The sequence below is a fragment of the Niallia sp. FSL W8-0177 genome, from assembly GCF_038006285.1.
Lineage (GTDB): Bacteria > Bacillota > Bacilli > Bacillales > Cytobacillaceae > Niallia > Niallia circulans_A.
In genome coordinates, this window is record NZ_JBBOUX010000001.1 from 1,409,928 (window position 1) to 1,425,296 (window position 15,369).

The 15,369-nt window shown below is 34.0% G+C and carries 18 protein-coding genes and 1 other annotated feature; all 18 genes read left to right on the plus strand.

The features are described from left to right. The first annotated feature begins 227 nt into the window (after nt 1–227). The 18 genes from NST77_RS06695 to NST77_RS06780 all read left to right on the plus strand — a co-directional run bounded on the left by NST77_RS06695 (nt 228) and on the right by NST77_RS06780 (nt 15,346). Nucleotides 228–947, plus strand: a complete 720-nt coding sequence (locus NST77_RS06695) for a YebC/PmpR family DNA-binding transcriptional regulator (RefSeq protein ID WP_047940162.1) — start codon at nt 228–230, stop codon at nt 945–947. 227 nt (nt 948–1,174) lie between these two features. Then, nucleotides 1,175–1,942 (plus strand): MerR family transcriptional regulator, encoded by a 768-nt coding sequence (locus tag NST77_RS06700; RefSeq protein ID WP_123257547.1) that lies wholly within the window; start codon nt 1,175–1,177, stop codon nt 1,940–1,942. A gap of 230 nt (nt 1,943–2,172) precedes the next feature. Beyond that, nucleotides 2,173–2,637: a VanZ family protein gene (locus tag NST77_RS06705; protein ID WP_123257548.1), complete on the plus strand. Its 465-nt coding sequence runs from the start codon at nt 2,173–2,175 to the stop codon at nt 2,635–2,637. A 74-nt stretch (nt 2,638–2,711) separates the two neighbouring features. Beyond that, the gene (locus NST77_RS06710; RefSeq protein ID WP_123259533.1) at nt 2,712–3,023 is read left to right on the plus strand and encodes a hypothetical protein; all 312 of its coding nucleotides are present in this window, start codon (nt 2,712–2,714) and stop codon (nt 3,021–3,023) included. 38 nt (nt 3,024–3,061) lie between these two features. Beyond that, complete coding sequence (locus NST77_RS06715; protein ID WP_123257550.1) at nt 3,062–3,289, plus strand: hypothetical protein; 228 nt, start codon at nt 3,062–3,064, stop codon at nt 3,287–3,289. Beyond that, nucleotides 3,283–3,621 carry a hypothetical protein gene (locus tag NST77_RS06720; RefSeq protein WP_235973371.1) on the plus strand — a complete coding sequence of 113 codons (339 nt, stop codon included), beginning with the start codon at nt 3,283–3,285 and terminating at the stop codon, nt 3,619–3,621. The genes NST77_RS06715 and NST77_RS06720 overlap by 7 nt, the downstream gene beginning before the upstream one ends. A gap of 536 nt (nt 3,622–4,157) precedes the next feature. Continuing rightward, nucleotides 4,158–5,570, plus strand: coding sequence for a spore germination protein (locus NST77_RS06725; protein WP_341122821.1), 1,413 nt, complete (start codon nt 4,158–4,160; stop codon nt 5,568–5,570). Nucleotides 5,571–5,796: 226 nt separating this feature from the next. After that, the gene (locus tag NST77_RS06730) at nt 5,797–6,990 is read left to right on the plus strand and encodes a Ger(x)C family spore germination protein (protein ID WP_341122822.1); all 1,194 of its coding nucleotides are present in this window, start codon (nt 5,797–5,799) and stop codon (nt 6,988–6,990) included. A 14-nt stretch (nt 6,991–7,004) separates the two neighbouring features. Then, on the plus strand, nt 7,005–7,229 hold the full coding sequence (locus NST77_RS06735) for a hypothetical protein (protein ID WP_341122823.1): 225 nt from the start codon (nt 7,005–7,007) through the stop codon (nt 7,227–7,229). A 261-nt stretch (nt 7,230–7,490) separates the two neighbouring features. Next, a complete protein-coding gene (locus NST77_RS06740) occupies nt 7,491–8,582 on the plus strand; it encodes a GerAB/ArcD/ProY family transporter (protein ID WP_341122824.1) in 1,092 nt (363 codons plus the stop codon). Between the two features lie 220 nt (nt 8,583–8,802). Continuing rightward, nucleotides 8,803–8,976: a hypothetical protein gene (locus tag NST77_RS06745; RefSeq protein WP_341122825.1), complete on the plus strand. Its 174-nt coding sequence runs from the start codon at nt 8,803–8,805 to the stop codon at nt 8,974–8,976. 33 nt (nt 8,977–9,009) lie between these two features. Next, nucleotides 9,010–9,438 carry a VOC family protein gene (locus NST77_RS06750; protein ID WP_095328325.1) on the plus strand — a complete coding sequence of 143 codons (429 nt, stop codon included), beginning with the start codon at nt 9,010–9,012 and terminating at the stop codon, nt 9,436–9,438. Nucleotides 9,439–9,492: 54 nt separating this feature from the next. Continuing rightward, entirely contained in the window at nt 9,493–9,807 is a 315-nt protein-coding gene (locus NST77_RS06755; RefSeq protein ID WP_095257469.1) for a DUF3892 domain-containing protein, read from the plus strand. A gap of 156 nt (nt 9,808–9,963) precedes the next feature. Continuing rightward, nucleotides 9,964–10,356 carry a hypothetical protein gene (locus tag NST77_RS06760; RefSeq protein ID WP_095328326.1) on the plus strand — a complete coding sequence of 131 codons (393 nt, stop codon included), beginning with the start codon at nt 9,964–9,966 and terminating at the stop codon, nt 10,354–10,356. A gap of 58 nt (nt 10,357–10,414) precedes the next feature. After that, nucleotides 10,415–10,684: a binding site (T-box leader), on the plus strand. A gap of 81 nt (nt 10,685–10,765) precedes the next feature. Further along, a complete protein-coding gene (gene lysS, locus NST77_RS06765; protein WP_095328327.1) occupies nt 10,766–12,226 on the plus strand; it encodes a lysine--tRNA ligase in 1,461 nt (486 codons plus the stop codon). 310 nt (nt 12,227–12,536) lie between these two features. Beyond that, complete coding sequence (locus NST77_RS06770) at nt 12,537–13,130, plus strand: kinase (protein ID WP_095328328.1); 594 nt, start codon at nt 12,537–12,539, stop codon at nt 13,128–13,130. Between the two features lie 239 nt (nt 13,131–13,369). Then, on the plus strand, nt 13,370–13,921 hold the full coding sequence (locus NST77_RS06775) for a GNAT family N-acetyltransferase (RefSeq protein ID WP_095328329.1): 552 nt from the start codon (nt 13,370–13,372) through the stop codon (nt 13,919–13,921). Between the two features lie 201 nt (nt 13,922–14,122). After that, complete coding sequence (locus NST77_RS06780; RefSeq protein ID WP_095328330.1) at nt 14,123–15,346, plus strand: MFS transporter; 1,224 nt, start codon at nt 14,123–14,125, stop codon at nt 15,344–15,346. The last annotated feature ends 23 nt before the right edge of the window (nt 15,347–15,369 follow it).

Genomic DNA, 15,369 nt, shown 5'->3' on the forward strand with positions numbered 1-15,369 from the left:
ACCTTGGTTGCAAGTTTTTTTTGCATTCCCATTAAAAATGTCCAAGGTTTGCCACAAAGTTTTTTTCAAAAAGCTGAATAAAATGGTCATTTCATGTATAATATTAGTGGCTTTAAGTAATGACAGATAGATAAGCGCTTAAATACAGTAACTAAAAGTTGAAGAAGTACCGTGTTTTTATCTATAATAAATAAGTTGAATGTATAAGCAGAAAGAGAGTGTTCATAATGGGTCGTAAATGGAACAATATTAAAGACAAAAAAGCTTCAAAAGATGCAAATACTAGTCGGATTTATGCAAAATTCGGACGTGAAATTTATGTAGCGGCTAAACAAGGGGAACCAGATCCAGAATCTAATCAAGCATTAAAAGTTGTACTAGAGCGTGCAAAAACATATAGTGTACCAAAACACATCATTGATCGTGCGATTGAAAAAGCAAAAGGCGGTTCCGAAGAAACATATGACGAGCTTCGCTATGAAGGCTTTGGCCCTAACGGTTCGATGGTAATCGTTGATGCTTTAACAAATAACGTAAACAGAACTGCTTCAGATGTTCGTGCCGCATTTGGCAAAAATGGCGGAAACATGGGAGTAAGTGGATCTGTTTCTTATATGTTTGATGCAACAGCTGTTATCGGTGTAGAAGGAAAAACAGAAGAAGAAGCATTAGAGCTACTAATGGAAGCAGATGTAGATGTCCGTGATATCATGGAAGAAGAAGATTCTGTTATTGTATACGCAGAGCCAGATCAATTCCACGCTGTCCAAGAAGCATTTAAACAAGCTGGTGTAACAGAATTCACTGTAGCCGAGTTAACAATGCTTGCTCAAAACGATGTAACATTAGATCCAGAGGCACAGGCGCAATTCGAGAAAATGATTGATGCAATCGAAGATTTAGATGACGTGCAGCAAGTATACCACAATGTGGATTTAGGCGAGTAAGCTGGATAAGAATAAATGATACCCCCCACTTTTGGATGGATGAGAGCCATTCAGAAAGTGGGGTTTATTTGTTGTTAGAAGAAGTATATCCACAGTCTATAAGCTGGGGAATTTTTAACTTATTCCCCAATAGCCAACCATTAGGTAGAATTTTTCCAATTCTCCCTTGAACCTCCAGTTACTTGAGGAGTTATAATGAGATTAAACTTTGAATAGGGGGAATTTTAATGGACAAAAATAACAAGTTTTCGATTGGGGAATTCTCAGAAAAGACAGGAGTATCAATTCCTACATTACATTATTATGATGAGATTGGTATATTACGACCCGAAAAGAATCCATCATCCGGTCACCGAATTTACAATTATCAGGATATTGTAACCTTACAGAAAATTCTTAGCCTAAAATTTCTAGGATATAGTCTAGATAATATTGCTAATTTGTTATATGAATCAAGTTTTACTACTGATTTGAATGAAAGTTTGTCTCTCCAATTGCAAGTGTTAGAAAAAGAACAAGAACAAATTGAACAATCCATAAAATCTATTAAAAGAGTAATTAAGCTAGTCAAGGAAGAAGGAGAAGTAGATAGTGCTGTTTTATTTAGCCTCATTCATAGCATGCGTACCGAATATATCCAAGAAGAGTGGATGGAGCGTCATATGTTAACAGATGTTGTTGAAGAGCTATCAAAGAAATCGGAAGAAGATAAAATCACTTTAGATAAAACATATATTCAGATGTCTAAAAAAGTAAAACGATTATATGGTAAACCAGTAGAGGATCCAGAAGTCCAAGAAATGATAAAGACCTATATAGAAGCATCCTTGGCATTTCTTGGGGAGGATTTGATGCAAAAGCTGGCTGATACTAATATGGAAGAGCTTGATATTCAAGAAATTGAAAATATGACACCATCTCCTTTTACAGAAGAAGAACAACAATGGATTAATCAAGCAATGGAATTTTATATGAAGCAAGAAGAATTGGAATAGATAGATTTAACCTTGAAGTTAGAGAGAGAGAGAACTATTAATAGGGTATGCTTGCGGGATTTAACAGGTCTTTCCTTAAATAAAAGGGAAGCCTTTTTTTATGCTGGAATAAACAAAAAAATATTAGTAGAGGTAAAACTTCCCTTGGTTGAGAATCGTCTAATCATTGAAAGAGAGTAAATAAAGGGATGTACCAGCTTACAAAACATAGCAAAGTAATGGAGGGGAAAATGAAGAAAATAGGAAAAGTAGTTTTAAAGATAAGTTTCGTGTTTTATTTATTAGCACTAGTTTATTTATTATTCTTAGGCACAAGAGCGATCTTCTGGTCAGATATATCATGGATAGAATATATAAAATACTCATCCAATTTTGTCCCATTTAAAACGATCACTACCTATATTCTAGCAATGTTTAACGGAAGTATGAATATGTATATACCTATCGAAAATCTTTTTGGTAATTTTATGATGTTCATGCCAATGGGTATATACTTACCTTATTTATTCAAGCATTTAAACAAATTTAGCAAATTTATTATTTCGATGTGTTCCTTACTAATAGTTATTGAAGTAGTACAAGTAGTTACAAGATTAGGGAGTTTCGATATTGATGATTTTATCTTAAATATGTTAGGTGCATGGATAGGATATGGTATTTGGAAAACAAAAGTTGTCCAATATGTACTTAAATGACTTATGTTGAAGAAGGAGTACAACGAGAGAACAAAGAATATAAAAGGCGAGAATTTACAAGGGGATGATGTACGATGGAAGGGATACTGCAATCATTTTTAGAAGCGGAAATTTCAGATCAAGAGTTTTATGACGGCATTATTGATTTTATTTATAATGGCAATATAAGATGTGGAGAATATGAATGCAATGAATTTGTCATTCGGAAAATGGATCTTTTAAATTTCGTCGTTTATGTAGAGTATGTTATAGATGATAAGAGAGAAATTCACGGGTCTTTTTCTATCGCTAAAAATAAATTACTTCAAGCTATTAATGAATATGCACGAAAGCAAGGATTTTCCATAAGAAATTTCGAAGGTTATCCTAAACATAAAGGACATTGATCTAAAAAAGATTAATGTCTTTTTCGTTTGGATGTTTTATGGAAGAAAAGAGACGGTTTAGTAAAATTAAAGCAAGGGAAGAAACGATGGTGGATATTGTAAATTATAAAATATGGACTGTTTGTATGATTCAAAAGGACATAAATGCTGAAGAAAGAAGAAACAGATTAATTGAAGAAGAGTTGAAACCATCACTAATATTGCTATTCCAAAAAATGCTGGGATTTTTTCTTGTCCTTATAAAGATGATGGTCATCATATGTTAGTAGTTCAAGGTTTGAGCAAACATTTGGAATTTCCCAGGGGGCAGACAGGAATTAGGAAAGGAATGTGCAAAACGAGAAATACAAGAAGAACTCGATCTTTATATTCATCAACTTACAGAGATTTTTATTTCGGACATACTAAGTGGAAGGACTATTTCTATTTTGCAGCGTCTGTTGGTAGAATACCTTCGATAAATGAAATGGATAAAATAAAAGGGTTTAGATTTATAAATAGTAATGAAAAGGTTAATTTTCCAATTGAGTTATCTTCAGCAATAAAAACAGTATTAGCTAGTAATCTTGTCCACGATAAAATAACTAAATGGATTTAACGTTTAGGTGGTTTCCTTTAAATAAAAGGGAGCTTTTTTTACGTTGCTATGGGAAAGACTAGTGGAATAATGATAAAAAGAAGTAGCATAAAGTCCTCTTACAATGAGGGGAAGCTAAAATCTAAGTATTAGTATTTTAGCTTTGTTCTCTTGGCAAATTATGCATTAAAAATCATCTTAATAAACTCATTTTTTCTCTCCCCCGATATTAGGCATCCATCCACCTTGACCCAAAAAGTTCCCATTTTTTGAAATGGAATCATAAAAATCTAACTCTTTTCATTGTAAGGATTCTGATTAACTCAGTTTCATCACTGTTTCTTAATCAATCAGCAAGATTAAACATGGGCTTTACCTCGTCTAGCTGAGTACTTAATTTTAATACTAATAATAGGGAACAAGTCTAGGTCTCCATCCTCTTAAAAGCTAAAGTTCAGGAAGCGTTCTCCTAATATTTCGTGTTTATGAATAAATGAGCGTAAAGGATAAAGAATATAAAATATTTCACTTATCTTCAATAGGAAGAGGATGATCATTTGTTAAGGAAAATCACTCGAAGTAAAGTACAAGAAGTAACAGAAGAGAAAAAGGAGACGACTCTTTCAACAATTCTTCATGAAAATCAAAATATACTACAATCGATTTTTCATTCATGCTTTGATGTAGTATTCCATTCATTTAAAATTTTCAATGAAATAAATGCGATTGTTATTTATATAGATGGGTTGAATAATAAAGAGGTATTAGAAGATCATGTATTAAAACCATTGCAGCAAAGGGAAAATAAACATACAACAAGCTTAAAAGAGAACATAGAAGAAAGCGTATTTTCGACAGATGTAAAGGAAGTCACTACAGTAGAGGAAGTGGTTAAGGAAATATTAAATGGAAAACCTGTATTAATGGTGGATTCTATCAATAAAGCATATACTTTTGGTTTAGCTAATTGGCAGAAACGATCAATTGAAGAGCCATCCAGTGAAAGTGTTGTTAGGGGACCAAGAGAAGGATTTATAGAGACTATGCAGATTAATCTATCACTCATTAGAAGAAAGATTAAAAGTTCTATGTTAAAAGCAGAATTAATCAATCTTGGTAGATATACGAATACAAGTGTGGCAATCACCTATATCGACGGTCTAGTAGAGGTAGATCTCTTAGAGGAGATAAAAAGAAGACTAAATAGTATTCAAGTAGATAGTATTTTAGAGAGTGGATATATAGAGGAGCTAATAGAAGATAACTCGTATTCTCCATTCCCACAAATTCTCAATACAGAGCGACCGGACGTAGTTGCAGCGCATTTATTAGAAGGAAGAGTGGCTATTTTGGTAGATGGAACGCCTTTTGTTTTGATTGTTCCAATCAGCCTCATAAGCTTATTGCATTCATCTGAAGATTACTATGAGCGTTTCATAATAAGTACAGCAGTACGAATTCTACGTTTTGTGTTTATGGTTATTTCGCTTTTATTACCGTCACTTTATGTTTCAATAGTTACGTTTCATCAAGAAATGATTCCGACAAATTTATTAATTAGTATTGCAGCAGCAAGAGAAGCTGTTCCGTTTCCAGCGGTTGTTGAAGCACTTATTATGGAAATATCCTTTGAAGCGCTAAGAGAGGCAGGAGTTCGACTGCCAAAGCAAATCGGCTCGGCGGTAAGTATTGTCGGAGCACTAGTTATTGGGCAAGCGGCAGTTCAGGCTGGATTAGTATCTGCACCAATGGTTATTGTAGTTGCTTTAACTGGAATTGCATCTTTTATGTCCCCTTATACAGCTACTGGCTCAGCATTAAGACTATTACGATTTCCGATTATGTTGTTTGCAAGTATGTTAGGCTTGCTCGGAATCATGCTATGTGTGATTGCTATTATCATTCATTTATGTAGTTTACGCTCATTTGGTCTTCCGTATCTTGCACCACTAGCGCCAGTCAAGAATTAAAGGATGCGATTGCTAGAGCTCCATGGTGGAAAATGGATACACGACCAAGTTTAACGGGAAATGTTAATAAGTATCGACAGAGGGCAAGCCAGAAACCAAAAACAAAAAGAAATTAATGCCAAAACCAATTAACAAGATGTAATCTGCTTCCTGGATCTTGTTTTTGAGTATTTAGTAAATAGAAGCTAAAGGATCGAATTATTGCTTTATTATTAAAAACTCTATTATGAAAGGACTTACTTATATGGATAAGCAATTTCTATCTGAAGCAATTAAATATAAAATGATCATGCTTATTCTTTTTAGTTCAATATTTTTAACTGGATGCTGGGATAGAAGAGAAGTGTTTGATATGGCTATTGTCTTAGGAACAGCAATCGATAAGACAGATGACGGACAAATAGAAGTAAGTATTCAGGTTTTAATTCCCCAATCAATAGGAGGGAGTTCCGAATCTGGTGGACAAGGTGGTAATAAAGAGATTGTGATGGTGAAAAACGGGAAAGGGAAAACTATTTCAGATGCTACATCTAATTTAGAGATGCAATTATCTAGAAATATATTTTGGGGACATTGCAAAATGTATATTTTTAGTGAGAATTTCGCTAAAGAAAATGGAATTAGAAAGGAGCTAGAATATCTTATTCGCCATCCCAATCCTAGAGAAAGAGCGTATCTTTATATAGCAAAAGGGCTTGCTAAGGATATGTTAGAAGTAACTCCAGATTTAGAGTTATATGTTGGAGAAGGAATGAGAAGGTTAGTAGAAAAGCAAATAGTTGTGAAACAAACAATTAAAGATGTAGAGGAAATGCTGACAAGTGATACAAAATCAATTATTTTGCCTTATATGTACATAGAAAAAAGTGAAAAGGGAGAGGCATCTATTGTTATTACCGAAGCTTCTATTTTTAATAGAGATAAGATGGTCGGAGTTATTAATAATGATGCAATGAGGGGAGTTCTCTGGCTCCGTAATGAAGTCAAGATAAATAGTATTACAGTTCCTTTAAAAGAGCGAGAATATATATCTGTCAGAGTGACTTCAGGAAAGACTAGCTTGAAACCGAAAATCATTAACGGAAACTGGAGGATGGATATAAATGTGCAGATCAAATGTGAAGTTACTCAAAATGGGACAAATTTAAATGTGTTTGACCCTAAAATAGTGGCAACATTAGAAGAGGAGTTAGAAAAGGCAACGAGGAAAAAAATAGAAGTAGCACTTCAAGCTGTTCAACAAGACCTCAAGGTAGATGTTATAGGTTTTGGCGAAGCATTCCATCGTAAATATCCAAAGGATTGGAAACAAGCGGAAATCGATTGGGAATATTATTTTTCAAATATCAAGACAAAAACGAAAGTAAAGGCAACTGTATTGCGATCTGGATTAACCACATCATCATCAAGTTTAAAATAGAGGGAGTGAGTCAAATGAAGTGGCTTTCTTTATTAGGGATTACGTGTTTGATTGCTCTTATAGTTATTTATGAGTGGCCGAGGGTAAAAATAGCAGAAAAAAGGGGGAAAGTCGTTTTTTTATTTCTAACGATTATAGGTGGAGCATTATCTATTGTTTTACTTTTTTTTCCTCAGTTTCCTGGTCCGATTGAATGGGTTCATACCATTTTCAGACCAATATGTAAGTATTTAGAATAATGATGATATGTGCCAGAAAAAAATTGGGTTATGAATGTTGCAGTGTTGTTTCTTGACCGTTTTTAACTCCTCAATATTTTTTTGTATTATGCTTAGGACTTTTGCAAGGGAAACTAAATAATGGTGTGTGATTGCTTCATAGCATTTAACCGTAATATGCTATCTCCCTATTTGAAAAGAAAAGCTGTTTCCATTAACAAAGAGCTAGATTTGAATGATTTAAGCTGTTTTTATATTTCTTCTATAAAGGAGATTAAGAAGATGAATAACAAAATAAGAATTTCAGCTAAACAAATGATGTCTTTATTAATGATGACTATTATTTCAACAGCTATTCTTTCGATTCCGGCAGTTACATCAAAGCATGCTGGGCATGATATGTGGGTTTCTCCTATATTCTCAAGTATAAGTGGATTAATTACGGCATTTATTATTTTACAACTTCATAAATTATATCCCAATGAAACCATTTTCCAGTATAGTAAGCATATTGTGGGGACTTTTTTATCGAAGTGTACAGGTTTAGCTTATTTGCTATACATTCTATTGGTCACAAGCATTATTGTAAGAGAATATGCAGACTTTATCTTAACTTCTCTTTTATATTCTACCCCTTTAGTGGTAATTATAGGAGTAATGGTTATTCTTTGTGCCTATTCGGTTAAAAGTGGATTGGAAGTATTTGCACGGGCATCACAAGTATTTTTGCCAATTTATATCTTCTCTTTATTAGTATTATTATTGTTATTTCATGAATTTGATGTGAAAAATATGCTGCCGCTTTTTGAGGGTAAATGGAAATCGATGCTTCATGGTGCGTTGCAGCCTGCACTTTGGTTTAATCAAATTTTTTATATGGGGATATTATTGCCATATGTCAAGGATAAAGCGACAAAAAAAGTAGTGGGGTATAAAGTAATTTTATATAGCTTGATAGTTATGTTTTCTTTAAATATTATTTGTCTTTTTTTGTTTGGCGAGAATGTGGATAGTTACCAATTTCCTGTATTTACAGCGTTTCGCTATATTTATATCCCTCCGTTTTTTGAACGTTTTGAATCAGTTCTTGTAGTTATTTGGGTATTAGGTGTATTTATTAAAATTTCGTTATTTTACTTTACTTTGTGTTTAGGAACAGCTCAATGGTTAGGTGTTGAAAAAGAAAAAACTTTTGTCTTTCCATATGGTATTTTAATCATAATCATAGCCTTATGGGTTAGTACGAACCTAGCAGATTTAAATAAATTCATCGAAAGCACAATACCTGTATTAGAGATTGGGCTGTATGTTCTAATTCCACTTAGTCTTCTTCTCCTTTCATTTATTAGAAAAAAGAGAAAAGCAAGTGTATAAATTGGGATGATTAAATGCTATAGATCTCGTTTTAAGGTTAGCATGAACAGTTATTTGGTTCAGGAAGTGATCATTATCCTATAGGTAATTATATAATTACTATCTCGGATGCAAACTTTGATTTTTGAGTGGAGTAGAACTAACAATTATTAAATTCAGGTGATAGGCCAACTATTTAAGGATTATCATTCATAAAAAGAGAAAATTTTCATATCATTTCATGAATTTTCTTTGGGAAAATAGAAACTTAGTCAGGAAATCAGCCAAAGCAGCGGGGAAATCAGCCAAACTAAAAAATATCAGCCAAAGTAGCGGGAAAATCAGCCAAAGCAACCAAATATCAGCCAAACCACATACAAAGAAGAGGATATGTTTTCCTTTTCGCCGAATATAAAAGCAAGCTATTCTATCGAAAAGGAGAAAAATAATGAATACAATCATCCACAGAGTGGGAACAATTTATCTGCCAGTTGAAAATCCAGAATTAGCCTCAAACTGGTATCAAGAAAAATTAGGAGCAAGAGAAAATTTCAGAAATGAAGATAAAGCTATTTTAGATTTTGCGAATCAAAGTTTCTTTCTTGTTAAAGCAAAAAAAGGAGAAAAAGCAGCCTTTCAAGATGATGCAGGAAATGAGCATTTTTTTCTGACATTTGAAGTCGATGGGATAGACCAATTAAAGAAACTTCATTACTCCTTAAAAGAAAAAGGTGTTACGGTTGACGATATTGAGGATAGAGGACATCCAGGCAACAATTTTGTCTTTTACGATCTTGATGGAAATAAATTTGATGTGTGGAGTCAGTTAAGCCCGAGCTTTAAAGAAAAATACTTGCTTAACGATAGTGAAAGATAGATGATACATAATTCGAAAACTCCAGAGCATACTAATGTTTTGGAGGTGGCTGTAATGGATGAAAAAGACTATCAAAAAATTTACGATGATTATTTGCAGCAAGCAAGTAGCGAAGCTCAAATAGAAGCGGCCGAAGAAATCGATCCCAATATAGAACAAATTGTGGCTGTTCGTAAAAATGAGGATGATGATATTATTGCTTTTAAAACAAACAGTGGTAGAGAATTAGATTATATTACTGCCCTTGATGAAGCTAAAGCAGGAAAATTAGCGCATGTGGATGTTTTTCATAAATATGGCAGGGATATTATCCGTAGTGAACCAGATGGGATTAAAGAAAATAACTTAGATAATTTGCCTACTTTTTAAATAGGGAAATAAAAGAGAATATTCAAGTGGTGGATATTCTCTTTTAACATTTGGGAGGAGAGAGCTATAAATATACATACATATATATTTAATTCAAAAAGAGAAAAAATAGCTATCTCAGAAGAGAAAGCAATAAGCATAGCAAATAACTATCAAGTGCGAAATAATGGCTATATAGACGGCTTCATCCAAATAACGTATTATGATCATAATATAACATCAGAGGAAAACAATGATGATGTAGAATTAATATGGATTGGTCTCCTGCGAATGACGTTAGAATACTTGGAAAATGGCAGCGGAGAAACGAGTTATTTTATGAACGATCAGACTTGGAAAATGGAAAGAATCAACACAAAGCCAGAAAATCAAATATTGTTCAGTATCAGAAACAAGCAGGGGAAATTCGCAGTTGCAGAGCAAATGTTTCTAAAAGAATTACTAAAAAGTGGGGAAGAATTCACGAAATTTATAAGTGAGTTATCTCAGCCAAATAGTATAACTGTTTTAGAGCCAGTAATAATGAAAATAAAAAAACTAGTATACTAGCTCTAACTATTGACTATAAATTTAATTTAAGGTAATATTTTCTAAAATAAATACGGAATAGTTGGCTAAGAAGAGAAGAGTAATTTTGATTCATTATTTAAAGAGAGCTCCAGCTGGTGAAAAGGGGTAATAAGAATCTTAATGAAAAAAGACTTGGAGCTTTCGCACGGATCAAAGAAACCCTCTTTGTGATACTGCGACGGGATCTCCCGTTATAGAGATAGGGTATAATCAATTTTTTAATTGCCGTACCCGAAGAGGTTGATATGGCAACATATCAATAAACTGGGGTGGTACCACGAAGTTAATAATAACTCTCGTCCTCAAGATGAATAATCTTGGGGGTGAGAGTTTTTTTATTTTATAAGTATAAGTAAATAATCCAATAAAAGGACTGGAGGGCCATAGAATGAGCCAGGAACAAACAACGCGGAGAATAGAAAAATTAGCGGCATTAAGATCACAGGGAGTTTTCGTATATCCAGAAAGATTTGCGACAAATTATGAACTTTATGAAGCAGCTTTACTGGAGGATGGCACAGAAGCAGTGCGGGTGGCAGGAAGAATCATGGGGATTCGCCAGTTTAGTAAATTTAGCTTCCTGACGATTTCAGATATTCAAGGAAGTCTGCAGCTGCTTTTGAAAAAAAAAGAGGTCGGAGAGCAGTCAGCTAATGATTTCGCTTACTATTTAGATGTAGGAGATTTTATTGGTGTGGAAGGGAGAATGTATTCGACGAAAACAAAGGAAAAAACGCTGCGAATAGAAAAATATGTTTTACTAGGAAAAGCTCTGCATCCTCTGCCAGAAAAATGGCATGGGTTAAACAATGTAGAAACCCGTTATCGACAACGTTATTTAGACCTAATGATGACAAAGGAAACAAAAGAAAGAATGTTAACACGAACAAAGTTAGTGCGTGCGATTCGGAGATTTTTAGAAGAAAGAGATTTTCTAGAAGTGGAGACACCTGTGTTACAGCATACTTCTTCCGGGGCATTAGCTCGTCCATTTAGAACGTATCATCATGCATTGGATTCGGAACTAAATTTACGAATTGCACCAGAGACTTACTTAAAAAGATTAATAGTAGGAGGTTTTACAAAAATATATGAGTTTGCTAAGTGCTTTCGAAATGAAGGAGTCAGTCCTCAGCATCTTCAAGAATTTACAATGGTAGAAGGCTATGCGGCTTATTGGAGCTATGAAGATACAATGGCACTTATGCGTGATCTACTTCTATATGTTCTGAATGAGACTTTTCAAACAACCGTTATTCCAGTCCAAGGAAAAACAATTGATTTTTCTTTAGACTGGAAAGTCGTCTCCTTTAGAGAGCTAATCCTCCAAGATACAGGCATTGATATTGATTTATATCCAAATGTAGATGACTTGTATGAAGAAACAAAGCGGAGAAATATCTATTTAGAACAAGACAATATCGAGACCTTAGGGAGAGGGAACTTTATCGATTTGCTATATAAAAAAATGTGTCGTCCGCAACTAATAGAGCCAACTTTTTTAATCAATCATCCTATTGATTTGTCACCCTTGGCAAGAGCAAATGATCATAATCCCGCAATTACGGATCGCTTTCAACTAGTAGTAAATGGGGTTGAAATTATCAATGCATATTCAGAATTAGTGGATCCTCTTGAACAAAGAAGAAGATTAGAGGCACAGGCTGTGTTGAAAAGCGGCGGTGATCTGGAGGCGATGGAAATGGATGAGGACTACCTATTGGCAATGGAATATGGAATGCCGCCAATTTCTGGTTGGGGATTTGGAATTGAACGGCTTTTAATGATATTAACGGACAGTGAGACAATTAAAGATTGTGCACTATTTCCATTAACGAAAAAAGTTTAATGGAATTTTACAAAAGAAAAGCAGTAAGCATACCTTTTTAGTAAAATAGCAATAGAGACCAAAAAGTTTTGGTCTCCATTGCTTTAGATTAGGAAATTTAAAACGCTTATTTAATTGAAGTAGGAGAGGTCAGCTGATAAAAAGAAAAATAATTGATTTCTAGATTGAAAAAAGAGATACCTAATAGGTGATATGTTTTCCAAAAAACTGGATGGAATCAGATTGGTCTGTTAAAATCTAATGAAAAAGAAGAATGAGAGAATGATAACAAATATAGTGAAACAGCTGTAAAGGAAAAGAGGGACTAATTTTGCAAGATCATATAAATGCTATCGCAGCAAGCATCCCAACACCCGCAAAAGGGAAAAGAGTTGTGGTTGGGATAGATGGGCTAAGCCGGTCTGGAAAAACAACCATAGTGAAAAAACTACAAGCATGTCTCCATGAAAAAGGATTTTCTGTAACAGTTTTACACTTAGATGATTATATTGTACAAAGAAATCGGCGTTATCATACCAGCTATGAGGAATGGCATGAATACTATCATTTACAATGGGATGTCCAAGCTTTACAAGAATCACTTTTTAAGAAACTAAAAGATAAAACAGTATTACAGCTGTGTAAATATAATCCGGACTCTGATACCCACCAAATAGAAAAGATTTCCTTATTGCATACCGACTTAATCATAATGGAAGGAGTTTTCTTACAACGAAAAGAATGGAGAGAATTCTTCGATTTTATCCTCTATTTAGATTGTTCCAAGGAAACTAGATTTGCTCGAGAAAGCAAGGAAACACAGCAGAATCTAAATAAATTTAAGAATAGATACTGGAAGGCAGAGGATTATTATGTAAACACAGAATATCCCAAAGAACGAGCAAATATGGTGTTTAAAGTTTAAGGAAAAGTAGCGATTACATAATATGGAGACAAGATTGTGCAATCGATTTTTGCATAAGCGAGGCGGGGGATTACTTGAATATGATCTGATGTTGATTACTTCAATAGCTATTATCGATGTATAGTAAACATGGAGTATACGGGACAGTAGATTAGGTGCTTGTATGCCTTTTGCTAATAGTTACTTGGAGGATAATGAATAAGGTAAAGCACAATGATGTGCGGAAAGGGTGATATAGGATGACAGGTAATATAGAACAATTTGTTACACTACTTCCGGTAAACAAGAATATGCTGGTTGATTTTAAGCAGGAATTACACGAAGCCTTTTTAAAAGGGTTAAAAGATAGTTTTCCAGAGCATGACAATCCAACCGAAATAGCACCGGTTCCACCTGAAAAGGATGTTGACAAAATGCTCACAGAACCAGATGCAGAGATTTATCATCTCGTAATGAACGGAGAAAAGCTGGGTGGGGCAGTATTAAAAATTGATGAAGACACACAGCATAATGAAGTTGTATTTTTATATATGAATGCGAATGCACATGGAAAAGGTATCGGGACAAAAGCATGGCAAGCAATAGAGGCGGCATACCCAGAAACAAAAGTTTGGGAGCTATATACACCTTATTTTGAAAAACGCAATATTCACTTTTATGTGAATAAATGTGGTTTTCATATCGTGGAATTTTTGCATAGAGGTAACCCAGGCCCAGACTTTGAAGTGGATGAAACGAAACCAGATACAGAATATGAATTTTTCCACTTTAAAAAAGTCATGAAGAAGTAAGAGCGTAATTTTATAATTTAACTAAAAAGTTGACTATTTAGTTAAATTAACTTTCAGCTTATATAAAAGCTGCGTTTTTATGCGTTGGAATGGATATAGTCTTTTGATATGTGTGTAATAAACAAAAAGAAGAAGGCAAAACTTGCATTTCCAATGATATAATCATAGGGTTGTTTTCGATTAATCAAGAGAGGAGATAGTATGAATAGTATACGTTTTTATAGTTTCTGGTTTGCTAAGACAAGCATAGCCTTAGCAGATGTCATTTACATTATGGTTATTACCACATACATATATCAAAAAACGGACTCTGCATTAATGTCTTCGTTGTTTCCTTTATTCAAAGCTTTGGCTAATTTAACTGCTGGTCTAACATCCCCATTAATTTATAGAAAGTTTGCTTTCGCTAAATTAATGGTAAAGTTTCAGGGGTTGAAGGCATTATTACTTACTTTTTTACTACTCGGTTTTTTGCCGATAACGAATCATATTTATGTTTTGCTGCTATTTATTTTAGTTATATCTTTTATGGAAGGATGGGGGAACCCATTACTTAACTCTGTTACACCTAAAATTGTATCAAAGGAAAATCTTGTGAGAGCTAACAGTTCTTTATCCATCACAACTCAATCTGTTCAAATAGCTGGTTATAGCTTTACAGGTTTTGCGGTAATAAATTGGGGGCATAATTCTACTTTGGCGTTTAATGTAGTATTGCTCTGGCTTTCTGTATTGGCTTTATATATTACATCAAAACATTTCGTTTCTAATATGGAAGTTCCTGTCGAAAATAAATCCAAGTGGGCGCTGATGAATGAAGGATGGAAGATTTTATGGCATAATCAGACGCTTAGAATGGTTACTTTAATGGATGTTATTGAGGGAATGGCAGGTTCCATTTGGGTTGGAGCAATAACATTGGTGTATGTAAAAGAAGCCCTAAACCAAGGAGAGCAATGGTGGGGTTTTATTAATGCAAGCTATTATGTTGGCGCTATTTTGGGGGGGATAATCACCATATTCATAGCTAAAACAATTCAGAAGCATTTGATATTTAGTATGGCGATTGGTTCGTTAGTATTTAGTATTTTTACTTTAATTTATGGGCTGACCAGTAGTCCTATATTGGCTCTTCTGCTTTGTATTGCAATGGGTCCCGCCTACCAAATAAGAGATGTGGCTCAACAAACTGCATTTCAAATAAATATTCAAACCATAGACTTACCCAAGGTGTTTGCATCCCAAAGTATTCTATTATCAACTGTTTCAGGTTTATCCATTTTTCTAATAGGTTTCATTGCTGACTTTGTTGGAATACGAGCCGTTTATATATTTGCCGCTATCTTAATCTTTATTTCTGCTTTATTATCGTTTACCTTAGTTAAGGTAAATAAAAAGAAATTTTCTACTGTGGATGTTAAGTAATATTAAATGGGGCAATTCCTGAC